This is a genomic window from Trueperaceae bacterium (assembly GCA_019454765.1).
Classification (GTDB): Bacteria; Deinococcota; Deinococci; order Deinococcales; family Trueperaceae; genus JAAYYF01.
The window spans coordinates 35,964-60,636 of sequence record JACFNR010000012.1 but is presented as its reverse complement, the minus strand read 5'-3'; the positions used below and the strand labels follow the sequence as shown (position 1 = coordinate 60,636).

The 24,673-nt window shown below is 73.2% G+C and carries 20 protein-coding genes and 1 tRNA gene; 7 read left to right on the top strand and 14 right to left on the bottom strand.

Features of this window, described 5'->3' with window-relative positions; genetic code table 11:
• Positions 1–77 precede the first annotated feature (77 nt).
• From H3C53_05595 to H3C53_05560, 8 genes are all read right to left on the bottom strand, one after another.
• Positions 78–971: a GNAT family N-acetyltransferase gene (locus tag H3C53_05595; GenBank protein MBW7916143.1), complete on the bottom strand. Its 894-nt coding sequence runs from the start codon at positions 969–971 to the stop codon at positions 78–80.
• Entirely contained in the window at positions 968–2,029 is a 1,062-nt protein-coding gene (locus H3C53_05590) for a dihydrodipicolinate synthase family protein (protein ID MBW7916142.1), read from the bottom strand. The genes H3C53_05595 and H3C53_05590 overlap by 4 nt, the downstream gene beginning before the upstream one ends.
• Positions 2,029–3,045, bottom strand: coding sequence for an NAD(P)-dependent oxidoreductase (locus H3C53_05585; GenBank protein ID MBW7916141.1), 1,017 nt, complete (start codon positions 3,043–3,045; stop codon positions 2,029–2,031). Before H3C53_05585 ends, H3C53_05590 begins: the two co-directional genes overlap by 1 nt.
• 53 nt (positions 3,046–3,098) lie before the next feature.
• The gene (locus H3C53_05580) at positions 3,099–4,025 is read right to left on the bottom strand and encodes a sugar phosphate isomerase/epimerase (GenBank protein MBW7916140.1); all 927 of its coding nucleotides are present in this window, start codon (positions 4,023–4,025) and stop codon (positions 3,099–3,101) included.
• Positions 4,015–5,547, bottom strand: a complete 1,533-nt coding sequence (locus H3C53_05575) for a tripartite tricarboxylate transporter permease (protein MBW7916139.1) — start codon at positions 5,545–5,547, stop codon at positions 4,015–4,017. The genes H3C53_05580 and H3C53_05575 overlap by 11 nt, the downstream gene beginning before the upstream one ends.
• A 40-nt stretch (positions 5,548–5,587) precedes the next feature.
• Positions 5,588–6,136 carry a tripartite tricarboxylate transporter TctB family protein gene (locus H3C53_05570; protein MBW7916138.1) on the bottom strand — a complete coding sequence of 183 codons (549 nt, stop codon included), beginning with the start codon at positions 6,134–6,136 and terminating at the stop codon, positions 5,588–5,590.
• A 101-nt stretch (positions 6,137–6,237) separates the two neighbouring features.
• Positions 6,238–7,224 (bottom strand): tripartite tricarboxylate transporter substrate binding protein, encoded by a 987-nt coding sequence (locus tag H3C53_05565; protein ID MBW7916137.1) that lies wholly within the window; start codon positions 7,222–7,224, stop codon positions 6,238–6,240.
• Positions 7,225–7,551: 327 nt separating this feature from the next.
• Complete coding sequence (locus H3C53_05560; protein MBW7916136.1) at positions 7,552–8,616, bottom strand: Gfo/Idh/MocA family oxidoreductase; 1,065 nt, start codon at positions 8,614–8,616, stop codon at positions 7,552–7,554.
• A gap of 251 nt (positions 8,617–8,867) precedes the next feature.
• On the opposite strand from H3C53_05560, the gene H3C53_05555 reads away from it, so the two are divergent.
• From H3C53_05555 to H3C53_05540, 4 genes are read left to right on the top strand one after another with little or no spacing between them, the layout of a single operon-like run.
• A complete protein-coding gene (locus H3C53_05555) occupies positions 8,868–10,697 on the top strand; it encodes a 2-oxoacid:acceptor oxidoreductase subunit alpha (protein ID MBW7916135.1) in 1,830 nt (609 codons plus the stop codon).
• On the top strand, positions 10,694–11,743 hold the full coding sequence (locus tag H3C53_05550) for a 2-oxoacid:ferredoxin oxidoreductase subunit beta (GenBank protein MBW7916134.1): 1,050 nt from the start codon (positions 10,694–10,696) through the stop codon (positions 11,741–11,743). Before H3C53_05555 ends, H3C53_05550 begins: the two co-directional genes overlap by 4 nt.
• Before the next feature lie 41 nt (positions 11,744–11,784).
• Positions 11,785–12,933 carry a glycosyltransferase gene (locus H3C53_05545; protein ID MBW7916133.1) on the top strand — a complete coding sequence of 383 codons (1,149 nt, stop codon included), beginning with the start codon at positions 11,785–11,787 and terminating at the stop codon, positions 12,931–12,933.
• Between the two features lie 13 nt (positions 12,934–12,946).
• On the top strand, positions 12,947–14,167 hold the full coding sequence (locus H3C53_05540) for an MFS transporter (GenBank protein MBW7916132.1): 1,221 nt from the start codon (positions 12,947–12,949) through the stop codon (positions 14,165–14,167).
• Here the strand turns inward: H3C53_05540 and H3C53_05535 are convergent.
• From H3C53_05535 to H3C53_05520, 4 genes are read right to left on the bottom strand one after another with little or no spacing between them, the layout of a single operon-like run.
• Positions 14,151–15,194, bottom strand: a complete 1,044-nt coding sequence (locus H3C53_05535) for a membrane dipeptidase (GenBank protein MBW7916131.1) — start codon at positions 15,192–15,194, stop codon at positions 14,151–14,153. The genes H3C53_05540 and H3C53_05535 overlap by 17 nt on opposite strands.
• A gap of 44 nt (positions 15,195–15,238) precedes the next feature.
• A complete protein-coding gene (locus H3C53_05530; GenBank protein ID MBW7916130.1) occupies positions 15,239–16,096 on the bottom strand; it encodes an ABC transporter permease in 858 nt (285 codons plus the stop codon).
• Positions 16,089–17,018, bottom strand: coding sequence for an ABC transporter permease (locus H3C53_05525; GenBank protein MBW7916129.1), 930 nt, complete (start codon positions 17,016–17,018; stop codon positions 16,089–16,091). Before H3C53_05525 ends, H3C53_05530 begins: the two co-directional genes overlap by 8 nt.
• Positions 17,019–17,068: 50 nt before the next feature.
• Positions 17,069–18,553: a hypothetical protein gene (locus tag H3C53_05520; GenBank protein MBW7916128.1), complete on the bottom strand. Its 1,485-nt coding sequence runs from the start codon at positions 18,551–18,553 to the stop codon at positions 17,069–17,071.
• Positions 18,554–18,728: 175 nt separating this feature from the next.
• Here H3C53_05520 and H3C53_05515 point away from each other — a divergent pair, with 175 nt between their 5' ends.
• Together H3C53_05515 and H3C53_05510 are read left to right on the top strand one after the other, a co-directional pair.
• Entirely contained in the window at positions 18,729–19,703 is a 975-nt protein-coding gene (locus tag H3C53_05515; protein ID MBW7916127.1) for a phosphotransferase, read from the top strand.
• A gap of 235 nt (positions 19,704–19,938) precedes the next feature.
• Complete coding sequence (locus tag H3C53_05510; protein ID MBW7916126.1) at positions 19,939–21,177, top strand: Zn-dependent hydrolase; 1,239 nt, start codon at positions 19,939–19,941, stop codon at positions 21,175–21,177.
• Positions 21,178–21,193: 16 nt separating this feature from the next.
• Here the strand turns inward: H3C53_05510 and H3C53_05505 are convergent, their stop codons facing one another.
• Positions 21,194–22,591: an FAD-dependent oxidoreductase gene (locus H3C53_05505; GenBank protein ID MBW7916125.1), complete on the bottom strand. Its 1,398-nt coding sequence runs from the start codon at positions 22,589–22,591 to the stop codon at positions 21,194–21,196.
• Between the two features lie 170 nt (positions 22,592–22,761).
• Positions 22,762–22,836 (bottom strand) — tRNA-Val (locus tag H3C53_05500).
• 213 nt (positions 22,837–23,049) lie between these two features.
• Between H3C53_05500 and H3C53_05495 the strand changes: the two genes are divergently transcribed.
• The coding region (locus H3C53_05495) for a GGDEF domain-containing protein (protein MBW7916124.1) at positions 23,050–24,673 on the top strand (1,624 nt) is incomplete at its 3' end.

Sequence of the window (24,673 nt, the reverse complement as noted above, 5' to 3'; positions counted from 1 at the left end):
CACCGACACGGACGACACCGACACGGACGACACCGGCGCCGTCGAGGTCCTGGAGGCCTGAGCGCCGCGGCGGTCGGTCAACCCCACTCGAACGCCGTCGCGGCCACCACGCCCACTGCCGTCATAACCGGCAGGGCCGGGCGCGTCATGCGCCGCAGCGTGCGGGTCACGTTCAAGCCGGCGCCGACCAACAGCTCGGCCTTGCCCTCGCCCCGCACCACGTCCACCAGGACGGGCGCGCCCGCCGCCTCCCGGGCCACGGCCGCCATGACGGCCGCGCGGGCCTCGCCGTCGGTCGCGATGAACGGACCCAGGTGGGCCGCCTCCCGCCCCGGCCGCAACGCCGCGAAGGCCGCCAACCCATTGGCGGTGAAAGCGCCGTGCACGGCCACGTCGTCCTCCTGCAAGAGGTGATGGAGGAGGGCGGCGCGGTCCACGGCCGTCACGGCGGCATCCAGCGCCGCCACCGCCGGGAGGTCGGCGGCCGTCAAGCGCCGCGTCCGGGTCGAGCGAGACGCCGCCGCGGGCGCCGTGCCCGGCCGCAGGCGGCCGCCCCACCGGTCGATGAGCGCCACCGTCACGAACCCGGCGCGCTCGTAGAGCGGCGCGCCCAGGTCCGTGGCGTCCAGCCCGACCACGGTCGCGCCGTCACCGCCGCCCCCACCGTCACCGCCGCCGCCGGCCAGCGCGAGGGCCTCCTCGACCAGGCGGCCGCCCAGCCCCCGACCGCGCTCGGCGGCGGCCACGATCACCATGCCGAGCCACGCCACCCTGCCGGCGTAGTCGACGAGCGTGGCCGTTCCCACCAGCTCGGCGCCACGCCACGCGCCGAGGCAGCCGCGCGCCGCCAGGGCGTGCAGGCGCCGCCAGTCCGCCGCCGTCTGGTTCCAACCCACGGCGGCGGACAACGCCGCCGCGGCCGGCAGGTCCGAGCCGGCCAACTGGCGGATGGCGACCGCGGGCGGCGTCAAGGCGCCAGCCACTCCCCCAGGTGGGCCGCCACGAAGGCGTCGTCCGTCAGGTCCGCGTGTTCGCGACTCACTCGCTCGATGGCCTCGGCCTGCCCCGCCGACAGGCCCTCGGCCGGGTCGAGACACCAAGTGCCCGCCAGCAGCCCCTGGCGCCGCAACACCTCGTGCACGCCCGCGATCACCCCGTGGAAGCCGTTCGCCGCGTCGAACACGGCCGCGTTGGCGTCCGTGAGGCGCGCGGCGCGCGTCAGCAGCTCGCGGGTCAGCGGCGCGCCCGCCCGCACGCGCTTGACCTCGTCCAGGAGCATGACCGCGGCCCGCGTCCACACGGCCCACTGGCCGAGCAGGCCCCCCACGATGCTCAGCTCCTTGCTTCCCGCCGGGGTGGCCACCACGAACGGCGTGAGCAGGTCCACGAGGATGGCGTCGTCGTTGCCCGTGTACAGGGCGATGGCGTCGGCGCGCGAGGAGTGAGCCACGGCCCTCACGACGTCCAGCGTGGCGTAGCGGTCGAACGGCGCGATCTTGATGGCCGCCAGCCCCGGCAGCTCCGCCAGGTCGCGCCACAGGTCGTAGCTGAGGCGCCGCCCCCCCACGGCCGTCTGGAGGTAGAAGCCCACGACCGGCAGCACCGCCGACACCCTCTCGGCGTGGCGCAGCAGCGCCGCCTCCGACAGGTCGTCGAGGCCGCGGAAGCTCAGGAGGGCCAGGTCGTAACCCAGCCCTGCCGCCAGCTCCGCCTCGGCCAGCGCCTGCTCCGTGTCGCCCAACACGCCGGCCACGAGCAGCAGCGGGCGCGTCGCGCCGACGCTCGCCGCCTCGTCCGCCGCCAACCGCAGGACGGGCTCCAGGAGCCCCACCTCGCGGATCTCGAACTGGGTGGTGTGCACGCCGACGGCCAGGCCGCCCGCGCCGGCCGCGAGGTAGTAGCGGCTGAGGGCGCGTTGGCGCCGCTCGTCCAACCGGCGCTCCGCGGTCAGCGCCAGCGGGTGGGCCGGGATGACGGTGCCCGCCCGGAGCAGCTGCGCCTTGACAGCGTCGAGCTCTGTCCGCGCCATCAGAACGCCCCCGACCTGACCTGGAACTTGGTCGGCCGGCCCAACAGCTCGCCGTCCGAGCCCACCCAAGCGGCCACCAGCTCGAGGAGCATCTGCACGCCGAGGCGGGGGTAGCCGAAGAGCGAGTGCGCCACGGACGCGTTGTTGAGCAGCGCGTTGGGCTGCTCCTCGCCGACGAAGCGCGGCTCGACGCCCAGCAGGGCGCCCAGGCGCTCGGCGAGCTGACGCACCGACAGCGTCTCCGGACCGGTGATGTTGAGGACGGTGGCGGGCGAGCTGCAGTGGCCGAGCGCCCTGAGCGTCCACTCGTTGGCGTCGCCCTGCCACACCACGTTCACGTTGCCCATCGAGACGTCGATGGGCTCGCCGGACTTGACGGCGACTGCGATGTCGACCAATACGCCGTAGCGCAGCTCGACGGCGTAGTTGAGGCGCAGCAGCGCGACTGGAGTGCCGTTCTGCAGCGAGAAGTGCTCGAACAACCGCTCGCGCCCCAACACCGACCAGGCGTACTCGCCCACCGGCCCCGTTGGGTCCTGCTCCCTGGCGCCGCCCGAGGTCACGGGCACGAGCGGGTAGACGTTGCCGGAAGAGAACGCCACGATGCGCGAGCCGGCGTAGCGCGCCGCGGCCCGGCCCGCCAGGTAGGTGTTGACGGCCCACGTGCGCGGCGCCTGGCCCGAGCTGCCGAACTTCATTGCGGGCATGTAGATCACGTTGGGCGCGTCCGGCAGCGCGGCCAGGTCTGCCTCGTCCAGCAGGTCGGCCGACACGGTCGTCACCCCCGCCTCCTCGAGGCGCCGCCTGACGGCGGGGTCCGAGTAGCGCGACACCGCGATCACCGCCGCGCCACTGCCGGCCGCGGTCAGCGCGTTGCGGGCCAGCATGGCGAGGCTCGGCCCCATCTTGCCGCCCGCTCCCAGCAGCAGCAGGTCGCCCTGCATGGAGCGCATGTCGTCGACCAGCGCCTGCGACGGCGTGGCCAGTGCCTGTTCCAGTTCAGTGACGGTACGTATAGCGAACCCTCCTCCGGTCCTACCCAGGTGGCTGGCGGCCTCGGCGGCCGCGCTCAGCTTGCGGCGCTTCCCGCCGCGGCCGCGCCCACCGCGGGCGCGCGCGCGACGCCCTCCCAGAGCCCCCGCACGTAACCGGCCGCGAAGGCGGCGCTCGTGGGGCCGTCCGGGGTGTACGTGAACGGCTCGACGGCGGCCACCCCGGCGTAGCCCGAGCGCGCGAGGGTGGCGAGGACCCCGACGAAGTCGTCCTCGCCCTGGCCCGGCGCCAGGCCGCTCGAGTCGTTGAGGTGGACGTGGGCGATCATGCCGCTCGCCAGGCCCGCCCGCAGGACCTCCGCCACCGGCTCGGCCTCGCCGAGACGGGCGGCGCGCGTGTCGAGCATCGTGCGCAGCGCGGGGCTGCCTATCGTCCGCACCACCTCGGCCGCCTCCGCCACGGTGGTCAGGAAGTCGGTCTCGCGGGGCGACAGCGGCTCGATGCAGTAGGTCACCCCGCAGCTCTCGGCCTCGCGCGCGGCGAGCGCGAACGCCTCGACCGCGCGGGCGCGGTCGCCGCCCGGGTCCTCGCCGCCCAGGCGGCGCTGTTGCGGCGAGCCGTGCACGAGCACGCTGCCACCGAGGTCGGCGCAGAGCCTGATCAGCGCGATCATCACCGCCAGCGTCTCGCGCCGCACGGCCGGATCGGCGCTGGTGATCGAGAGCCCGGCGGGGGCCGTCAGCAGCCAGTGGAGCGACGAGACGCGCACGCCGGCGGCGGCGGCGTGGCGCCGCGTGGCCTTGACCTCGCCGCTCGTCAGGCTGCGGGGGTCGTCGGTCAGGGTGAAGGGCGCGAGCTCCAGCGCGTCGTAGCCGAGCCTCGCCGCGAGCTCGAACTGCGCGCGCGGCTCGAGCTCGCGGATCACCTCGTTGCAGAGCGCGAGTGTCGGGGCGCCGCGCCTCGGCGGTCGCGCCGCTGGGGCGCCGGCGCCGTCAGCCGCGATCGTCGCCTCGCTTGCCCGCGCCGCGCCGGCCCAGCAGGCGCCGGAGGCCGTCCTGGACCGTCGGGATGCCGAGGAGCACCGTGACGGCGATCGCGGCCCACAGCGTCAGGCTGATGGGCCGGGTGAGGAACGGGACGATCGAGCCGTCCGAGAGGAGCATGCCGCGCCTCAGGTTGCTGTCGAGGATCGGGCCGAGCACGACGCCGAGGATTAGCGGCGCCAGCGGGAAGCCGTAGCGGCGGAGCACGAAGCCGATGATGCCGAAGGCGAGCATCACCCAGATGTCGAAGACGCGGCTGGCGATGGCGAAGGAGCCCACGGTGCAGAGCACCATGATGATCGGCATGAGCCGAGCCGGCGGGATGCGCAGCACGGTGAGGAGCGGCTTGGTGAGGAGCAGGCCGAAGACGAGCATGGCCACCGTGGCCATGAACACCATGGCCGTGACCTCGAACACGAAGGAGGGCGACTCGATCATGATGAGGGGCCCGGGGCGGATGCCGTGGATGAAGAGCGCGGCGAGGAGCACGGCGGCGGGCGCCGAGCCGGGGACCGCGAGCGTGAGCACCGGGATGATGGCGCCCGGCACGGCCGCGTTGTTGCCCGTCTCGGCGGCCATGAGTCCCTCGACGGAACCCTTGCCGAACTTCTCCTTCTCCTTGCTGGAGCCGCGCGCCGCGGCGTACGACACCCACGCCCCCATGTCCTCGCCCACGCCTGGGATGAGGCCCATGAGCGTGCCGATGAGGCCGGAGCGGATGATCGTCTGCCAGTAGCGGAAGACCTCACGCGCCTTGGGGATCACGGAGTCCATGACGCTCGTGACGGCGGTGGCGGCGGGCTGGTACATGACGAACAGGATCTCGGTGAAGCCGAACATGCCGACCAGGACCGGCAAGAGACCCAGACCGCCCGCCAGGTCGGTGCTGCCGTAGGCGAAGCGGGCGTACGAGTAGATGCCCTCCTGGCCGACCATGGCGACGAGCAGGCCGAGGAAGCCGGCGATCCAACCCTTCAGGGGGTCGTCGAGGGCCGTCAGGCGGCCGGCGATGACGATGCCGAAGATGGCGAGCCAGAAGAACTCGTACGACTGGAACTTGAGGGCCGCCTCGGCCAGCATGGGGGCGATGGTGGCGAGCAGGATCATGCCGATGAAGCTGCCGAGGAACGAGCCGATGGTGGCGATGCCCATGGCCTTGCCGACCTGACCCGATCGCGCCAGCGGGTGGCCGTCCAGCACGGTGGCGGCGTTCGCGGGCGTGCCGGGGATGTTGAGCAGGATGGCGCTGCGGCTGCCGCCGTAGATGGCGCCCACGTACATGCAGATGAGCACCAAGATGGCGTCGCCGGAGGGCATGGTGAAGGTCAGCGTCGTGAGCAGCGCCACGCCGAGCGTGGCGGTGAGCCCCGGCAGCATGCCGACGATGATGCCGAGGAGCGTGGCCCAGGCGATGTTGAAGAGCGCGCCGGGCGTGAGGAAGCCGAGCACGCCCTGCACGAAGTAGTTGACGCCGTCGAGCATGCCGCTCACCGCCCCCCGGGGAACGTCGCGACGCGGCGCCTCACGGCAGCGTCACCAGGAAGAGCCGCTCGAAGACGAACGGGACGGCGAACGCGGTGGCGCCGGCGATGGCGGCGGCGATGGCGACGACGCGCGCCGTGGCGGCCGTCGACCTCAGCCTGTCCTTCTCGTAGTAGACGATGGACGCCGCCACGAAGAGGAAGATGGCCAGCCAGAACGGGACGCGGCCGACCAGCACGCCCGCGAACAGGACGCTCAGGGCGAGGGTGACGAGGAGGCGCGGCATCGACGCGGGCTGCATCCCCGCCGTCACCTCCGCCGCGACCTCCTCGGGTGTCTCCACCGCGTGCGGCGGCGGCGCGGCCACCGCACCGCGGCGCGCCATCCGCCTGACGGTGTAGAAGCGCATCACCATGATGGCGCCGAGCACGGCGATGATGATCCCCAGCATGCCGGGCACGAGCCCGGGGGCGTTGAGGAGGGAACCGCCTATCTTCTCGAAGCGCGGCATGCGCCACGACTCGAAGGTGACCAGCGCTCCGAAGAGGAAGATGATCACGCCTGCGTTGCGATCCGTTGTCTTGGTCATCTGGTCCTGATTACGTCCTAACGCTGTTCGCTTGGAAACAGGGCGCCCCGCCGGGTCGACGGTGCCGACCGGGGGCGGGGCGCCACGGGCTCATGTTGCGGCTACGGCCGCTCGTAACCCAGGGTGGCCGGATCGATGGGGGCCTTGCCGCCGTCCCACAGCGTGTAGGCCTGGTGGGCGACCGACGGGCGCGCGGCCTCGATGGCCTCGTCGCCGTAGAGCGGGTCGAAGATGGCGCCGCGCTCGGCCGCGTACTTGCGCAGGGCGTCCGAGTTCTTCATCACGTTCTCCCACACGAGGTTCATCGTCTCCACCACCTCGGCGGGCGCGTCGCGGGGGATCCAGATGCCGAAGTAGTTGGTGGGGATCTTCATGTCGGGGATCCAGTCGGTGATGGCCGGGATCTCGCCGACGCCCTCGAGGAAGAGCGGCACCTGGGAGTGGGCAGCCAGCGCGCGCAGGCGGCCGGCGCGCAGCATCTCGGCCTCCTCGACCGCGAGTTGCGTGACCACCTCGGCCTCGCCGGCCACGGTCGCGATCACGGCGGGGTTGCCGCCGTCGTACGGCACGTGGCGGTAGGTGACGCCGGTGGCGGCCGCGATGCTCTCCATGACCGTGTGGCCGGCCGAGGAGAGGCCCGCGGTGGCCACGGTGACCTGGCCGGGCTTGGCGCGCATGGCGTCGAGGAGCTCACCGAACGTCTTGTAGGGGGTGCCGGCGTTGACCGCGACGACGCCCGTGTTCGAGACGCCCAGGTAGATGTACCAGTCGTCGATGCGCGTGTCGAGCATGTCGAGCACGGCGTAGGTGCCGAGGTCGCGGATGGCGCCCGCCGCCCAGGTGTAGCCGTCGTGCTCGCTATTCAAGACGTTGGTCGTGCCCACCGACCCGGAGGCGCCCGGCTGGTTGACGACGACCACGGACGCACCCAGGGCGCGCTCGAGCTCGCCTGCCATCACGCGGGTCACCTGGTCGGTGGAGCCGCCGGCGGCCCACGGGACGACGATGGTGATCGGCTTGGTGGGTTTCCAGGGGTAATCCTGGGCGGTGGCGAAGGCCAGCAGGCCGAGGATCGCCGTGAGGGTGATGGCGGCGCGACTGAATGCTCTCACTTCTATCCTCCGGTGCTCCGGGTCGCTCCGGGGGATTGGCAACCCGCCGGGGGCGCGGTTGCGTGGGAGCGTGGAGCTCTACGAACTTGCTGGTGACCACGTGCGACCGAGCTGCCGACCGCGGCCGGAGAGGGGGGTTTCGCGTGCCGAACGGCACCACGTGCGCTTACGAAGGGAGGCTAGCACGGTGGTCATACCGGGTCAACACCGCCCGGCTGCCCGGTCGCGACCGCGTCCTGGGCGCGGCCGCCCGCGGCCCGGTGAGCGGTCGAAGACGGCGCGATTCGGCGCACCGTGGTGGCCTCAGGTCGGGCGCACCGGCCTCACGGGCCGCCCCTCGGCGGCCGCGCGGTAGACGGCCTCGATGACCGCCACGGCCTCGATCCCCGCGCGTCCGCCAAGGCCGGAGGGCCGGCCGGCCCTGAGCGAGTCGACGAACTCCTGGTACTGGCGCCGGTGGTTCTCGAACGAGATGGCCATGGGATCGCTCGAGCCGCCGGTGGCGCTCCCGCCGTACGCGGCCAGGACGCGCGAGCGTTCGGCGTCGTCGTCGTGCCGGTTGCGCCACTCCACCAGCACGTCGTCGCTCACGACGGCCAGGCCATCGGTCCCATAGACCTCGAGCGTCTTGGCGCGCCCCGGCCAGAGTGAGGTCGCCGCCGAGAGCTGCCCGAGGGCGCCGCTCTCGAAGCGTAGGGACGCCACCAGGGTGTCCTCCACCTCGATGCGCTCGTGGGCGAGGGTGGCGGCGTAGGCGACGACCTCCGCGACCGGCCCCATCACCCACAGGAGCAGGTCGAGCTGGTGGATCGCCTGGTTCATCAGGGCGCCGCCGCCGTCGAGGGCCTTGGTGCCGCGCCAGGCGCCGCTGTCGTAGTAGGCCTGATCGCGGTACCAGGGCACGTAGGCGTTGCCCTGGACGAGCCGGCCGAGCCGACCCTCGGCCGCGGCCCGGTGAAGGAAGGCGTTGGCGTCGGCGAAGCGGCTCATGAAGATGGTGGCGACGGCCACGCCGGCGCGCTCCGCCGCCGCGACGATCTCCTCGGCGCGCGCGACGCTCACCTCCAGAGGCTTCTCCACGATGACGTGCTTGCCGGCGGCCACCGCCTGGAGCGCCGGCTCCAGGTGGGCCCCCGACGGGGTGCACACGGCCACCACGTCGACGGCCGGATCCGCCACGAGCGCCGCCACGCTGTCGAACGCCCTCACCCCGTGCTTGGCGGCCAGTGCCGCGGCGCCCGCGGGGGAACGGCTCGCCACGCCGACCAGGTGGGCGCCGACCGTCCTGCCGATGGCGTCCACGTGCGCCGCTGCGATGTTGCCCGCGCCAACGATCCCCACGCCGTACTCGTCGCCTGCAGTGTTCATCCTTGGAGGGCCTCCGATCGGTGCCGAACGTTATCATCCCGCGCTGCCGGCGCGGACGCCGCCCCGGGGTGGGGCCGTGTCGTCCTCGCGGGGTTACTATCTGAGCAAGATGTTGGGGCGAGAGCGTGGCCCGCAGCGCGGGCAACGGGGGCCAGGCCGGGCGTTCGACCCGCGACCGGCGCGGCGTGGCGGCCGCCTGCCGGGCGGGCGGCCCCGGGGGTACCGCCGACCCCAGGAGGTGGAGTTCCCGCATGGGTGTGACGCTGACGTCTGAGCGAGAAGCGGCAGGGCCGGACGCCGCTTCGAAGGTTAACGACTTCTCCCTGGTGGTGGCCACCGCGAACGGCACCGGCAGCCAGACGGCCAACCTGACGCTCCTGCGCTCGTTCTTCAAGATGGGCATCCCGGTGCACGGGAAGAACATCTTCCCGTCGAACATCCAGGGGCTGCCAACCTGGTACCACATCCGCGTCAGCAAGCACGGCTACGTCGCGCGCCGCGAGTCGGCCGTCCTGGTGGCGTTCAACGCCGCCACGCTCCACGAGGACGTCGCCGCCCTGCCGGAGGGCGGGGTCGTGATCCACAACGCCGACCTGCGCCTGCGGCCGGAGCGGGCCGACCTCACCTACTACCCGGTGCCCGTCAAGGAGCTCCTCGGCGGGGTCGACGTCAAGGGCAAGATCAAGGAGTACATCGCGAACATGACCTACGTTGGCGTGGTCGCGCACCTCCTCGGCGTCCCGCTCGACGTGATCGAGGAGGCGCTCGGCCACCACTTCGGCAAGCGTCGGAAGCTCGTCGACAGCAACCTCGAGGTCGTCAAGCTCGCTCACGCCTGGGCGCAGGCCAACCTCGAGAAGCGCGACCCGTTCAGGGTGGAGCCGATGGACGCCACCTCCGGGCTGATCATGATGACGGGCAACGAGGCCGGCGCGCTCGGCAGCGTCTTCGGCGGCGTCAGCGTCGCCGGTTGGTACCCCATCACCCCGTCGACCAGCTTCATCGACTCGCTGCGGGAGTACCTCGGGCGGCTGCGGCGCGGACCCGACGGCAGAGCGACCTACAGCGTCGTGCAGGCCGAGGACGAGCTGGCCGCCATCGGCATCGTCGTCGGCGCCGGCTGGGCGGGCGCTCGCGCCGTCACCGCCACGAGCGGCCCCGGCATCTCGCTCATGGCGGAGTTCCTCGGGCTCGCCTACTACGCCGAGGTGCCGGCCGTGGTGTGGGACATCCAGCGGGTGGGCCCCAGCACGGGCATGCCCACGCGCACGAGCCAGGGCGACGTGGCCTTCTCGTACTACCTGGGGCACGGCGACACGAAGCAGGTCCTGCTCTTCCCCTCCTCCATCGAGGAGTGCTTCGAGTTCGGCTACAAGGCGCACGACCTGGCGGACAGGCTCCAGACGCCGGTGCTCGTGCTCTCCGACCTGGACCTCGGCATGAACAACTGGATGGGGGAGCCGTTCGAGTACCCCTCGGGGCCGCTCGACCGCGGCAAGGTCCTGAGCGCGGAGGAGGTGGACGCGCTGCCGAGCTTCGGGCGTTACCGCGACACCGACGGTGACGGCATCACCGCCCGCACCATCCCCGGCAACGAGAGCCCACGCTCGGCGTGGTTCGGGCGCGGCACCGGCCACGACGAGAACGCCAAGTACTCGGAGCGCCCGGAGGACTGGGTGAAGAACATGGACCGCCTGGCGCGCAAGTTCGACACGGCGCGCACGCTCGTTCCTCCCGCGGTCGTCGACCTGCGCCCCGGCGCCAAGCTTGGCATCGTGGCGTACGGCACCACGCGCTACGCCATCGAGGAGGCGCGCGACCTGCTGGCGGCCGCCGGGGTGGCCACCGACTTCATGCGCCTGCGCGCCCTACCCATCGGACCCGAGGTGGGTGAGTTCGTCGCCGCGCACGACGACGTCGTCGTGATCGAGATGAACCGCGACGGGCAGCTAGCCGCCATCTTGCGCGACGAGCTGCCCGAGCAGGCGGCCAAGCTCGTGAAGATCGCCTACCTCGACGGCATGCCGCTCACCGCGGCGTGGGTGGCGGAGCGCCTCGTTTCGCACCTGGAAGGGGAGTGACCAGCGTGGACAGACCGGCAAGCACCCCGAAGGTGAACCGGGTCGGGCTCGGCAAGCAGGATTACGTCGGCAGCCCGTCGACCCTCTGCAAGGGCTGCGGCCACAACTCGGTCGCCAGCCAGCTCGTGCAGATCGCCTACGACCTCGACCTCAGGCCGCAGGACGTCATCAAGCTCTCGGGCATCGGCTGCTCCAGCAAGTCGCCCGCCTACTTCCTCGGCCAGTCACACGGCTTCAACTCGCTGCACGGCCGCATGCCGTCGCTCGGCACCGGCGCGCTGCAGGCCAACCACACCCTGCGCGCCATCGGGATCAGCGGCGACGGCGACACGGGCTCGATCGGCCTGGGCCAGTTCAAGCACGTGATCAGGCGCAACGTGCGCATGGTCTACATCGTGGAGAACAACGGCGTATACGGCCTCACCAAGGGGCAGTTCTCCGCCACGTCCCCCGAGGGGCACGAGCTGAAGTACGCCGGCACGAACCAGTTCCCCGCCATCGACATCTGCCTGGAGGCCATCGCGGCGGGGGCGGGCTTCGTGGCGCGGACCTTCGCGGGCGACGCCAAGCAGGTGCGCGAGGTCATCAAGGCCGGCCTCTCGTTCAGGGGAACGGCCGTGATCGACATCATCAGCCCGTGCGTCGCCTTCAACGACGAGCCCGACTCCCGCCACAGCTACGCCTACGGCCGCGAGCACGAGCGGGTCCTGCAGGAGGTCGGCTTCATCCCCGCGCAGGACGAGATCTACATAGACGACTACGACCCCGGCTCCACGCAGGTCGTCGAGCTGCACGACGGTGCGCGCATGACGCTCCGCAAGATCGAGGCGGGTTTCGACACGGCCGACCGCGTGAAGGGCATCGCGCGCCTGCTCGAGGCGGACGCCGCGGGCGAGCTGCTCACCGGCATCGTCCACTACGACGACTCGCGGCCCTCCCTCGCCGAGGTCAGCGAGATGAGCGAGACGCCACTGTCGATGCTCCCTGACGCCAGCCTGCGGCCGAGCGCGGCGGCGCTCGACGCGTTCCTGGCCGGGCACGCCTGAGCCGAGCGGCGGGGGACGACCCCGGGAACGAGGCCGGTCCGCTGCGGCTGGTGTGGGTGAGCGAGACCTTCCTACCCAAGGTCGACGGCGTAGTCACCCGCCTCACCGCCACCCTTGGAGCGCTGGAGCGGCTGGGTCACGAGGTGCTGGTGCTGGCGCCGCCGGGCGCGCCCGGACGACACGGTCGGCACCGGGTGCTGGCCGCGCCCGGTCTTCCGTTCCCGTGGTACCCGGAGCACCGCGTCGCCCTACCGGCCGCCCGGTTGGCGCGGACGGTGAGCGAGTTCGCGCCCGACGTGGTGCACGTGATCAACCCCATCTTCTTCGGCGCCTGGGGGGCCGTCCTGGCGCGGCGGCGCCGCTACCCGCTGGTGGCTAGCTTCCACACCGACCCGAAGGTCGTCGCCGACCTGGGCCTCGGTCTGGTGCGCCGGCCGCTCGAGGTCCTGGACCGCGAGGTGCACAACCTGGCGCACCTCAACCTGTGCACGAGCCCGCAGATGATGAGCCTGGCGCGGGGGCTGGGCGTCAGGCGCGTGAGGTTGTGGCGGAAGGCGGTCGACACGGAGCGGTTCCACCCCCGTCACCGCAGCGCGGCCATGCGGGCGCGCCTGAGCGGCGACGCGCCGGACGCCCCGCTCGTCGTCTACATCGGCCGGGTGTCGCGCGAGAAGCGGGTCGACGTGCTGGCCGACGCCGCGTTGGCGCTTGCCCCGGAGGGGGTGCGCTTCGCCGTGGTGGGCGACGGCCCGGCGTTGGGGGAGTTGCGGGCCCGCCTGGCGGGCACGGCGACGGTGTTCACCGGGTTCCTCGCGGGCGACGAGCTGGCGGCGGCCTACGCCAGCGGCGACGTGTTCGCCTTCCCGTCCACCTCGGAGACGCTGGGCTTCGCGGCCCTCGAGGCCATGGCCGCCGGCGTGCCGGTGGTGGCCGCCGCCGCGGGCGGCCTACCCCACGTCGTCGAGCATGAGAGTAGCGGGCTCCTCGTCGCGCCAGGCGACGTGGCCGCGCTGACGGGCGCCGTGCGGCGCCTGCTGGGCGACGCCGAGCTCCGCGCGCGCCTCGCCGCTGCCGGTCGCTGCGAGGCGGAGCGCTGGACGTGGGACGCGGCCACAGCGGACCTGGTCAGGCGCTACCGCCAGGCGCGCCGCGTGGCCGGCCTGGCGCGCGCCGCCCGCCGCCGCCGGTAGCGACCGCCCACCCATGCTCCTGGCCATCTACCTGCCCGCCACGCTCCTCGCCATCTGCGACGGCCTGCTGATCCCGACCCTGCCCGTCTTCGCCGAGCGGTTCGGAGCCGGCCTGGCGGCGGTCGGCCTCGTCCTCGCCGCCGAGGGGCTCGGCACGCTCCTCGCCGACGTGCCCGCCGGTCACCTGGTCAACGACATGCGCCCAAGGGCCGCCATGCTGCTCGGCGTGGGGGTGGTGGCCGCCGCCGCACTCGGCAGCGCCCTGGCCCCGAGCCTTGGCTGGCTGTTCGCGGCCCGCTTCGCCTCCGGCGTGGGCATGTCCGTCTGGAACGTCTCCCGCCACGCCCTCCTGGCCGCCGCCACCTCGCGGGGCAACCGGGGCCGCACGATGGGGGTGTTCGGCGGGCTCACGCGCCTCGGCTCGTTCGTCGGGCCCGCCATGGGCGGCGGGCTCGCTGCCTTCTACGGCCTCAGGGCGCCGTTCCTCCTCTACGCCGCCGTGGGCGCCGCGACGCTCGCGCTGCTGGCCCTCGTCGTCCTGCCGCCGACCCTGCGGACGCCGCCGGCCCGGCGGACGCCGGCCGGCCGGCGAGCGGCCGGTCGCGGCTCGCCGGAGGGTAGCGCCGAACGCCGCGCGGTGCTGGCCTCGGCGCGGCGCGACCTCATCAACGCCGGTGGGGCGCAGCTCCTGGGGCAGTCCGTGCGCGCCGGCAGGCGGGTGCTCGTGCCCCTCTACGCCACGCAGGTCCTCGGGCTCGACGTGGGCGTGGCGGGACTCATCGTGAGCGTCTCCAGCCTGGCCGACATGTCGCTCTTCTACGTCGCGGGGATGATCATGGACCGCTTCGGCCGCAAGCACGCCATCGTGCCCTCGTTCCTCCTGCAGGCAGCCGGCATGGCGTTGGTGCCCCTGGCGGGTGGCGCGTACGGGCTGGCGGGGGCCGCCCTCGTCATGGGCGTCGGCAACGGCATCAGCGCCGGCACGATGATGACGCTTGGCGCCGACCTCGCGCCAGCGGGGGCGGTCGCCGCCTTCCTCGGGCGCTGGCGGCTGGTCGGGGACGCCGGCTTCGTGGCTGGCCCGCTCGTGGTGGGCGTGGTCGCGGACCTGCTGGGGCTCGGCCCGTCGGCGCTGGCGATCGGCGCGGTGGGGGTGGGGGCGGCCGGCTGGTTCGCGTTCGGGGTGCCCGAGACGTTGCGGCGCCACGCCGCCACGCTCACTCGCCCCAGGTGAGCTTCAGCACCCGCAGCCAGTTGCCATGCCCGATGGCGCGCAGGCTGTCGTCGTCGTAACCCGCCGCGGCCAGGGCGGCCATCAGGTTCTGGAGCTGCGAGGCGTCCTTCACGCCGTCCGGCATGGTCGCCCCGTCGAAGTCCGACCCCAGCGCCACGCGACTCACGCCCAGCCTGTCGACGAGGTGGTCGACGTGGCGCACCATCACGTCAAGTGGCAGCGTCGTGTCGCGGCGCCCCTCCGGGTCGAGGAAGCCCGTGTTGAAGTTGAGCCCCACGACGCCGTCGGAGGCCGCCACGGCCGCGAGCTGCTCGTCGGTGAGGTTGCGGGGCGACGGGCAGATGGCGTGGGCGTTGGAGTGGGTGGCCACGAGCGGGTGGGTGGAAAGCTCGGCCACGTCCCAGAAGCCGCGTTCGGTGATGTGAGACAGGTCTAGCATGATGCCCAGCTCGTTGCAGCGCCGCACGAGGGCGCGGCCGTGCGGGGTGAGGCCAGGGCCGAGGTCGGGGCCGCTCGGGAACACGAAGGGCACCCCGAACCCGAACAGGTTCGGCCGGCTCCAGACGGGTCCGAGCGAGCGCAGACCGGCGGCGTGGTAGACGTCGAGCGCGGCCAGGTCGGGCCCGATGGCCTCGGCCCCCTCGAAGTGCGCGATGCCGGCCATGACGCCGTCGCGGATGGCCTCCTCCAGTTCCAGGGCCGTGCGCACCAGGCGGAAGCGCCCCGCCGGGTCCTCGTGCCAGGCGAGGAGCTGCGCCAGGCAGCGGTCGGCGTGAGCGCGGGCCCGGGCGGGGTCGACGGCGCCGCCGGGTGGGAAGGGCAGGCCGCGGTCGTCGCCGAGGCCCGCGTATGCCGGCGGGAGATCGGGAGACGGGGTCCAGACCGCGAAGAAGCCGCCCACCAGGCCCCCCTCGCGGGCCCGCACGAGGTCGACGTGGCCGTCGTCGTGGCGGGCGAAGAAGTCGCGGTCGGGGTCCTGGGCGTGCAGTAAGAGCGTGTCGTTGTGGCCGTCGAACACGGGGATCATGCCGAGCAGGTTACATCCCAGCGCGGCCGCGCGTCGGCGTCTCGTCAGTCGCGCGGGTCGAGCGCGTCGCGAAGGCCGTCGCCGAGCAGGTTGAAGGCGAGCACCGTGAGGGAGATGGCGGCGCCGGGGTAGAGCAGGAGCCAGGGGGCGCCCGGCAGGTAGCGGCGGCCGCGCGTGAGCATCTCGCCCCAGTCGGCCGTGGGCGGTTGCACGCCGAGTCCGAGGAACGACAGGCCGGCCATGGAGAGTATGGCGAAGCCGATCCCGAGGGTCGCCTGGACGCTGAGCGCGCCCATGGCGGTGGGCAGCACGTGCTTGAGCAGCAGCCGCGGGTCGCGCGCTCCCAGCGCCTGTGCCGCCGTGACGAACTCCTCCTCGCGCGTGGCGATGACGACGCTGCGAACGATGCGCGCGTACGACGGGATGCCGACGATGGCGACCGCGATGACGGCGTTCTCGAGGCCCGGTCCGAGCGCTCCCACCACGGCGAGCGCGAGGAGCAGCGACGGGAACGCCAGCAAGATGTCCATGACGCGCATGAGGATGGCGTCGAGGGTCCCGCGGTAGAAGCCGGCCAGCAGGCCGAGGGTGCTGCCGAGGCCGGCCGCGACCAGCACGGGCACGAGGCCCGTCAGGAGCGAGACGCGGGCGCCGTGAAGCACGCGGCTGAGCACGTCGCGACCGAACTCGTCGGTACCGAACGGGTGCGCCGTGGAGGGCGGCCGGAGGCGGGCGCGGAGGTTCTGGAAGTCGGGCGCGTAGGGGGCGAGCAGGGGCGCGAAGACGGCGACCAGGATGAGGAGCACGGTGAGCACGAGGCCAACGGTGGCGGCGCGGTTGCGCAGGAAGCGGCGCACCGCCGGCGAGCGCAGGCGCCGCGGTCGCATGACGGCCTCACTCATAGCGCACCTTGGGGTTGAGGACGGCGTAGGAGACGTCGACGAGGAGGTTCATCAGGATGAACATGACGGCGATGAAGAGCACGCTCCCCTGCACGAGCGGCAGGTCGCGCGCGCCGATGGCGTCCACCAGCATGCGGCCGATGCCGGGCCAGGCGAAGACCGTCTCGGTCAGGACCGCGCCGCCGAGGAGGCCGCCGAACTGCAGCCCCACCACGGTCACGACCGGCAGCAGGGCGTTGCGCAGCGCGTGCCTTAGGCGCACGGCGCTCTTGCCGAGTCCCTTCGCCGTGGCGGTGCGCACGTAGTCCTGCCTGAGCGTCTCGATCATGCTGGCGCGCGTGATCCGGGCGATGAACGCCGCCGACGAGAAACCGACGGCCAGCGCCGGCAGCACCAGGTGCTTCCAGGTGCCGTAGCCGGAGGCGGGCAACCAGCCCAGGTCGAGGGCGAACAGGAGCATCAGCAGCAGGCCCGACCAGAACACGGGCACTGACACGCCCAGCAGGGCCAGCAGGACGGCGAGGTGGTCGACGACGCTGCGCCTGTAGACGGCGGCCAGCACGCCGAGGGTGAGGCCGAGCGCCACGGCGACGAGCATGGCGCTTCCCGCCAGCAGCAGCGTGGCGGGGAAGCGGCTCAGGACCTCCTGACTGACCGGCTGGCCGCTGCGGACGGAGACGCCCAGGTCGCCCCGCGCCAGGTCCGCGATGTAACCGAGGTACTGCACGAGCGGCCCGCGGTCCAGACCGTGGGCGCGCCTGAGCTCCTCGAGGGCGCTCTTGCTCATGCCCTGCGCGGACTCGCCGACGAGCGCCAGCAGCGGGTCGCCGGGAGCCAGCCACAGCATGGCGAAGACCACGAGGGTCACGCCGAGTAGAACGGGCAGCAGCGCCGCAAGGCGCCGCAGGATGAAGAGTGCCACCGGGTGGGTCGGGGCGGGCGACCAGCTGGCTGCCCGCCCCGGTACCTAGCTCAGCGCGACAGCGTCGCCTGGCGCAGGTCGAGGTTGATCCAGCTGAAGCGCACGACCTCGCCCTGGAGGACGGGCCACTTGGCGATGGTCGACAGGGGGTAATAGAGGGTCACCATCGGCACGTCGGCGAGGACCATCTCCTGCACGTCGCGGTAGGCGGCGGCGCGGATCGCGTCGTCGGGCGTGGCGCGGGCCTCGTCCAGCAGGGCATCGACGGCCGCGACCTGGTAGCGGGAGGTGTTGTTGCCCGGGATCTCGCTCGAGTGGAAGAAGGCGTAGAGCGTGTAGTCGGCGTCGAGCGTGACCGTGCCCCAGCTGGAGGCGTACAGCTCGAGGTCGTCCTTCTCCGTCTGCTCGACGTAGGCGGCGTACTCCTGCACGCGGATCGTCAGCTCGATGCCGACCTCCGAGAGCATGAACTGCAGCACCTGGGCGACGGCCTCGAGGTCGGGGTTCTGGTAGATGTCGAGCGTCAACTTGACACCCGTGGCGCCGGCCTCCGCCAGGAGGTCCTTGGCCGTGTCGGGCTCGTACGGGTAAGGCTCGGCCAGGTCGGAGGCCGCGAAGCGCACGGTGGGCGGGATGGGCACAACGCCCGGCTCGGCGAGGCCGCGGAGGAACTCGTCGATGATCAGGCTCTTGTCGATGGCGTGGGCGATGGCCTGGCGCACGCGCAGGTCGCTCAGCTTCGGGTTCGCCGTGTTCATGCCGAGCATCATGCTGCCCCAGCCGAGGTAGGAGCGGGTCTCGAACTTGGTGTCGGCGGCGAGGGTCTCGAAGGCGTCGGGCGGGATGTTGAAGAGGATGTCGATGCCGCCCGAGCGCAGCTCGACGAGCTGGGTGCTGATCTCCGGGATGATGCGGTAGAGGACCTCGCCGATGGCCGGCGCGCCGCCCCAGTAATCCGGGTTGGCGGTCAGCAGCAGCTGGTTGCTCTGCTCCCACGACACGAGCTCGTACGGTCCGGAGCCGACGGGGTTGCGCGCCAGGTCGTCGCCGTGCGCCACGGGGACGATGGCGGCAACCGGGTGCGCCAGGTGGGCGAGGAGGGGCGCGAACGGCTCGCCCGTCTTGATGTCGAGCGTCACGTCGTCTACGACCTCGACCGCCTCGATGGCGCTCACGACGAAGCGGCCGGGGGCGGCGGTGGCGGGGTCGAGGAGGCGCTCCAGGGAGGCCTTGACCGCCGCGGCGCCTAGCGCGGTGCCGTCCGTGAACTTCACGCCGTCGCGGAGCGTGACGCGGAGGGTCGACGGGTCGAGGTACTCCCACGAGGCGGCGAGGAGGCCTTCGATCTCGCCTTCCGGCGTGACCCGGAAGAGCGTCTCGTAGACCTGGTTCGTGATGGCGAACGAGAAGCCGTTGAACGTCTTCTGCGGGTCGAGCGTCGGCGGGTTCGAGCCGATCGCCGTGGTGAGACGTCCCTCGGCCGCGGCGAAGGCCGTGACCACGAGGACCAGGACTAGTAGAGCAGTTCTTCTCATGCACCCTCCCAGGTGTTGGCGCCCGACCGCCGGGGGCCGGTTTGCCCGCCGCGCGGCGCCGCAAGGGGAATGGTACGGGAAAGGCGGGTCGAGGCGGAGGGGGCGGCCGTCACATGAAGCGTTGGTTAAGCTGGCCGCCGGGCGCCCGCCGGGCGCCCAGGTCGGGAGGAGACTGGTGAGTAACGACGAGGGCCGGCCGCCCAAGCGGCCGCCCGAGCGGCCGCGAGGCCGGCGCGGGCGCGGAGGCGGTGCCGCCGACCGGGCCGAGCACGCCGGCGAGGGCGAACCGGGCTTCGGCACGGCCGTGAGGGCGCGCGAACTGCCCGCCAAGGCCGAGGTGCGCCGGGCACGGCGCAAGCCGCGCGCCAAGCGCACGGTCGCCGAGCTGGTCGGCGCCGTCGCCGGCGGCGAGCAGGCGTTCAAGGACCAGGACCTGCGGCGGCTCCGCGCCGGCGGTTGGTTCGACGAACTTCACGGGCTCGTCAAGGGGGGCAAGGAGGCGACCGTCTACCTCGTGACGCGGGGCGACACGCGCCTGGCGGCCAAGGTCTACGCCGACCTCGAGGCGCGCTCGTTCCGGAGCGACGCGCCCTACTGGGAGGGCCTCGAGTTCGAGGACGAACGACTGGCGCGCGTGCTCAAGCGCCGGTCGCGAGCCGGCAAGCGGGCCAAGGTGGCGCTCTGGGTGATGCGCGAGTACTCCAACCTGTGGCGGTTGCACCGGGCCGGCGTGCGCGTGCCGGTGCCGGCGCTGCCGGCCGAGCCGAGCGCCTGGGCGGCGGCGGGCGCGGTGGTGCTGATGGAGTTCGTGGGGGTCGGTGACGACCCGGCGCCCCGCCTTGCCGACCTGCGCCTCGAGCGGGCGGAGGCGCAGGCGGCCTTCGAGCAGGCCGCCGCCGCCATGGTCGACCTGACCCGGCTCGGGCTCGTGCACGGCGACCTCTCCACCTACAACCTCCTGTGGCACGAGGGTCGGGTCGTGATCATCGACGTGCCACAGCTCATGGACCTGCGCTCGGGCCCCTTCGCGCGCGAGCTGCTCGAGCGCGACCTCACGACCCTCGCGGCGACGTTCGGCGCGTTGGGCGCGGACGTCGACCCGGCCGACCTGCGCCGCCGGGTCGAGGCGGCGCTCCCGGTCCTGCCGTAGGGGTCGGGGCGGGGCCGGGGAGGACGGCGCTGGCGCCGAGGCGCCCTCGGGCGCCATCACGGCTGCGCCCCGGGGCGCGGCGCCTGCGTGCGGCGCCGGCGCTGGGAAGGCCCTACCCGAGCGGGCGCGGTTGGTAGACTGCGCGGCAGACGAGAGCGCGGCCGACCGCCGTCGGGCCCCGGCAGGGCCGGCGGGCCCGTGGCGTGGCCGCCGCCTTGCCCCCAAGGAGGCCGCCGTGAGCACCCTCGACCCGAAACGGACCGTCCGAGAACTCAAGGACCTGCGCGCCCTCACGGGCGACGAGAACGGCGCCTGGCGCGTGGCGTGGACCGACACGTGGCTGAAGGCGCGCGAGTTCATGCGCGAGAAGACCGACGCCCTCGGCCTCGAGACGCATTGGGACGCCGCCGGCAACGTCTGGTCGACCCTGCCGGGGGAGTCGAGCGTCGAGTTGCTCATAGGCGGCCACATCGACAGCGTGCCCGGCGGGGGGTGGCTCGACGGCTGCCTCAACGTTCTGGCCGGCCTGGAGGTCGTGAGGCGCATCAAGGACGAGTACGGCGGCAGGCCCCCAGTGACGGTGCGCCTGGTCGACTGGGCCGACGAGGAGGGGGCGCGCTTCGGCCGCAGCCTCCTCGGGTCGAGCGCGGCGGGGGGCACGCTCGTGCCCGACGAGGAGCGACACCGCAAGGACGCCGACGGCGTGCTGCTGGTGGACGCCCTGAAGCGGTGCGGGGTCGACCTGGACCGCATGAACGACGCCCACGCCGAGCTCGCCTCCGCGGGCGCCTACCTCGAGCTGCACATCGAGCAGGGCCCCGTCCTCCTCGACCTGGACCTGCCGCTCGGCGTCGTGCTGGGGACCTTCGGCGTGGAGCGCCACGGCATCCACTTCCGCGGCCAGGCGGCGCACTCGGGTTCCACGCCCATGAACCGGCGCCGTGACGCCTTCCTCGCGGCGGGGAAGATGAGCCAGGAGATCTACCGCATCACCGACGACCTGGGCGGCGTATGCACCATCGGCTCGTGCGTGACCCGGCCGGGCATCGTCACGTCGGTGGTGGCGGAGTGCGACATCACCCTCGACCAGCGCCACCTCGACCGCGAGGCGCTCACGGCCATGTACCGCCGCGCCGTGGCGGCCAGCGAGCGGTTCGCCGCCGAGGGGAACGTGGAGGTGGCGTGGAGCAACATCTGGGGCATCGACCCCATGCCGTTCCACCCCGAGCTACTGAAGATGGCGGACGAGGCCGTCCGCGAGGCGTCCGGCACGTCGCACCACCTGCCGAGCGGCCCGCTCCATGACGCCGCCGAGGTGGCGCGCGCCGGCGTCCCGACCGTGATGCTGTTCGTTCAGAGCCTGCACGGCATCTCCCACAACAAGATCGAGGACACGAGGGAGGAGCACCTCGAGATGTCGGTGGTGGCGCTCGACCGCCTCGCCAGCAAGACAATGGCCTGGCTCGGGCGGTGACTGCCGGCGGCCGGCTTCAGGCGCGCTTGCCCCTGAGCCAGTTGCCGAGCTTGGCGCGCGCGCTCGGCCGCCCCGTGCGCGCCTCCTCCCGGTCCGCCGAGCGGGTGAGCCAGAGGCCGGCGTTCACGCCCAAGAACCGTAGCGGCTCCGGCTCCCAGCGGCGCCACTCGTGCTGCACCCACGGCAGGTCCGTGCGCTCGCTCCTCCGCCCGAGGGCGAGTTCCGCCAACGTCCGCCCCGCCAGGTTGGAGAGCGCGACCCCGTCGCCGACGTAGCCGCCGGCGTGCCCCATGCCGGTGGCGGGGTCGTAGGAGACGCTCGGGCGCCAGTCGCGCGGGACGCCGAGCGGGCCGCCCCACCTGTGGGTGATCCGCGCCCCGCCAAGCGCCGGGAACAGGTCGACCAGCAGCCGCGCCAGGTGGCCGTGCACCACGTCGTCGACGTCGAAGCGGGCGCTGATGCCCGAACCGAAGTGGTAGGGAGCTCCGCGGCCCCCCAGGGCGACGCGCCCGTCGGCCGTGCGCTGGCCGTAGATGACCATGTGGCCGTAGTCGGCGAACAGCTCGCGCTGCGCGAGTCCCACCTCGCTCAGCGTGGCGGCGTCCAGCGGCTCGGTCGCGATCATGAGGGAGTAGAGCGGGATGAGCGTGCGCCCCTCGCCGGGCAGGTCGCGCGTGTAGCCTTCGGTGGCGCGCAGGACGCTGCGCGCCGTGACGGTGCCTGGACCGGCCGCTCCGGCGAAGCTGACCTTGCCGGCGGCCACGTCCGTGGCGCCGGTCGCCTCGACCAACCTGACGCCAAGCCGCTCGCAGGCGCGCGCCAGGCCGTGGACGAGCAGCGCCGGGTGCAGCGCCGCGGCTCGGGGCATGAAGGTGCCGCCCGTCACCCGCGCCATGCCGCTGAGCGACCGCGCCTCGGCGGCGTCCAGGAAACGCAGCTCCTCCTCGCCGAGGCCGAGGGCGTGGTGTTCGGCGACGTCTGCGCGGGCGCGCTTCGCTTGCAGCGGCGTGCGAGCGGCGATGAAGCGGCCGCCGAGGTGGTAGTGACAGTCGATGCCTTCGCGGCGGCAGACGCGGCCCACCTCCTCGACGGCGTCGAGGGCCGCCCGCTGGAAGCGCAACGCCGGGTCGCGACCGTGGCGGTGCGCCAGGGTGGCGAGGCCGAGCGGGTACTCCGGGTGACACCAACCGCCGTTGCGCCCGGAGGCGCCGAAGCCGACGTGCGCGCGCTCCATCACCAGCACGTCGGTGGACGGCTCCAGGAGCTTGAGGTAGTAGGCGGTCCAGAGGCCCGTGAAGCCGGCGCCGACGATGGCCACGTCGACGTCGGCGTCGCCCGCGAGGGGCGGCCGGGTAGGGGCGGTGGGCACGAGGTCCCACCAGAGCGGGGAGGTCTTGGCTGTGGGCAACGACATGCGGGCTCCAACGAGCCGCACTTCCCCGGTCGGGTGTGGTCGGGGGCACACGGTGGCCGGCAGCGCGGCGGGGTGGGGCCAGCATAACCGCCGCCCCCGGCGCGCGGTCGAGCGCGGACGCCGCGGTGGTGGCCGCGGTTAGTCCGCGCGGACGGACGGCCCGGGGGAGCTGGTGGGCGATGAGGGATTCGAACCCCCGACCCTCCGCGTGTAAAGCGGACGCTCTTCCGCTGAGCTAATCGCCCCGGCGTCCCTGCCGCCGCACCGGCTCGGCGGCAGGGGCATTATGCCACGGCGCCGGACGGCAGCGGCGGTGGCCGGCGCCGCCGGGTCGCGGCGGGCTCCGAACCCGAGGTCGGGAGGTCGGGCGGCGCGGCGGGGTAGGTTGGCGGTAGTAAGCGAGACGAGGCCCGCGGCCGCGCGGACCTGGGGTGGCGCGCGGCGGAACAGGATCGAGGGTGCCGGAAGCGACGAACCGTGACTTCAGCGGCGGGGCGCCGGAGGCCCCGGCCGCCTTTGAGGCGTGGCGCCTACGCCTGAACGCCCCCCGCGCGGCAGCTGCCAAGGCCGAGGAGGCGCTCGCGGGCGAGCTCCCGCCCGTGGGGCGCGTGGTGGCTCTCGCTGCGTTGGCCACCAGTCGGCTCGCTCTCGACGAGCCCGCCGCGGCCCTCGAGGCGGCGGGCGCCGTGCGGGCGCTGTGCGCCCAGTCCGCCGGCACCGGTCCCGGCCGAGTGGGCGAGGCGGAGACGGAAGCCTGCCTGGCGGGCCTCCGGGCCGCCTTCCTCCTCGGCGACGCGGCCGCGGCGCTCGACTGGGGCGGCGAGGCGCTCGCCCTGGCGCAGCGCCACGGCCTGCCGCGGTTGGCGGCGCGGGCGCACAACGACCTCGCCGCGGTGTACGGCTCGCGCGGCCTGCTCGACGTGGCCGTCAAGTACCTCGACGCCGGCATCGCCCTGCTCGAGGCCGCGGGCGAGGCAGTCGCCCCGCCGCTCCTCAACAACCTTGGCAACGTCTACCTGGACCTGGGGCGGCACGACGAGGCGCTCGGCTGCTTCGCGCGCTCGCGCAAGTCGTTCCTGCTCGAAGGCGACCGCTTCGGTGCCGCCATCGCCCGCTCGAACGAGGGTCGCTGCCTCGCCAGGCTCGCGAGGCACGACGAGGCGACCGCGGCGCTGCGGGAGGCGCTCGCCTGGTTCACCACCCTCGACAACGAGCGCTACCGCGCCGCCACCTTGGCCAAACTGGCCGAGGTGCGCTCTGGCGCGGGGGACGCCGAGGGCGCCGAAGCCCTGTTCTCGGAGGCGTTGGCGGGTGCCGCCGAGGGGCGCGACAGCTTCGAACCAGACATCAGGGCGAGCCACGGTGAGTTCCTGATCGGCGCGGCGCGGTTCGCGGAGGCCCTCGCCGAGCTGGAGAGTGCCGCCGCCGCGTACCGGGTAGCCGGCAACGCGGTGGCGGCGACAGGGACCATGCGTTCGGCGGCGGCTGCGCTGGCGGGACTCGGGCGGCACGCCGAGGCGTACGGGAGACTCGAGGCGTACGTCGCCGAGCGGGCGCGCGACGAGGCGGAACGGAGTAGCCAGGCGCTCGCGTTGCTGGTGACGCAACTGGAGCTCGGCCTTGGCGAAACCCACGAGGTCAACGTCGTCGCCAGGCGGGCCGTAGTGGAGGCCAACCGCCGCCTCCGCGAGCAGGCGGCGCGCCTCGAGGCCCTCAGCAGCACGGACGACCTGACCGGGCTCCGCAACAGACGCTACCTGCGCGAACGCCTAGAGGAGGCGGTGGCGCGGGAGGACAGCGACGATGTCGCGGTCGTGCTGCTCGACGTGGACCACTTCAAGGCGGTCAACGACGCCTACTCGCACGTGGTGGGAGACGAGGTGCTCGCGCAGGTCGCCGCGCTCCTGAGGGGCGCGTTCCGCTCCACGGACGTGCTCGCCCGCTGGGGCGGCGAGGAGTTCATGGTGCTCGCGCCGGGCTCCGGCAAGGCGGCCGCCGCTGCGGCCGCCGACGGGGCGCGGCGGCTCGTGGCCGGTCACGACTGGGCCGCGTGCGCGCCGGGACTGCGCGTCACGCTCAGCG

Excerpts from the sequence above, each read along its gene's own strand:
- H3C53_05590 (MBW7916142.1), bottom strand. The coding sequence starts at position 2,029 with ATGGCGCGGACAGAGCTCGACGCTGTCAAGGCGCAGCTGCTCCGGGCG.
- H3C53_05575 (MBW7916139.1), bottom strand. The coding sequence starts at position 5,547 with ATGCTCGACGGCGTCAACTACTTCGTGCAGGGCGTGCTCGGCTTCCTC.
- H3C53_05570 (MBW7916138.1), bottom strand. The coding sequence starts at position 6,136 with ATGACCAAGACAACGGATCGCAACGCAGGCGTGATCATCTTCCTCTTC.
- H3C53_05560 (MBW7916136.1), bottom strand. The coding sequence starts at position 8,616 with ATGAACACTGCAGGCGACGAGTACGGCGTGGGGATCGTTGGCGCGGGC.
- H3C53_05555 (MBW7916135.1), top strand. The coding sequence starts at position 8,868 with ATGGGTGTGACGCTGACGTCTGAGCGAGAAGCGGCAGGGCCGGACGCC.
- H3C53_05540 (MBW7916132.1), top strand. The coding sequence starts at position 12,947 with ATGCTCCTGGCCATCTACCTGCCCGCCACGCTCCTCGCCATCTGCGAC.
- H3C53_05535 (MBW7916131.1), bottom strand. The coding sequence starts at position 15,194 with ATGATCCCCGTGTTCGACGGCCACAACGACACGCTCTTACTGCACGCC.
- H3C53_05530 (MBW7916130.1), bottom strand. The coding sequence starts at position 16,096 with ATGAGTGAGGCCGTCATGCGACCGCGGCGCCTGCGCTCGCCGGCGGTG.
- H3C53_05520 (MBW7916128.1), bottom strand. The coding sequence starts at position 18,553 with ATGAGAAGAACTGCTCTACTAGTCCTGGTCCTCGTGGTCACGGCCTTC.
- H3C53_05505 (MBW7916125.1), bottom strand. The coding sequence starts at position 22,591 with ATGTCGTTGCCCACAGCCAAGACCTCCCCGCTCTGGTGGGACCTCGTG.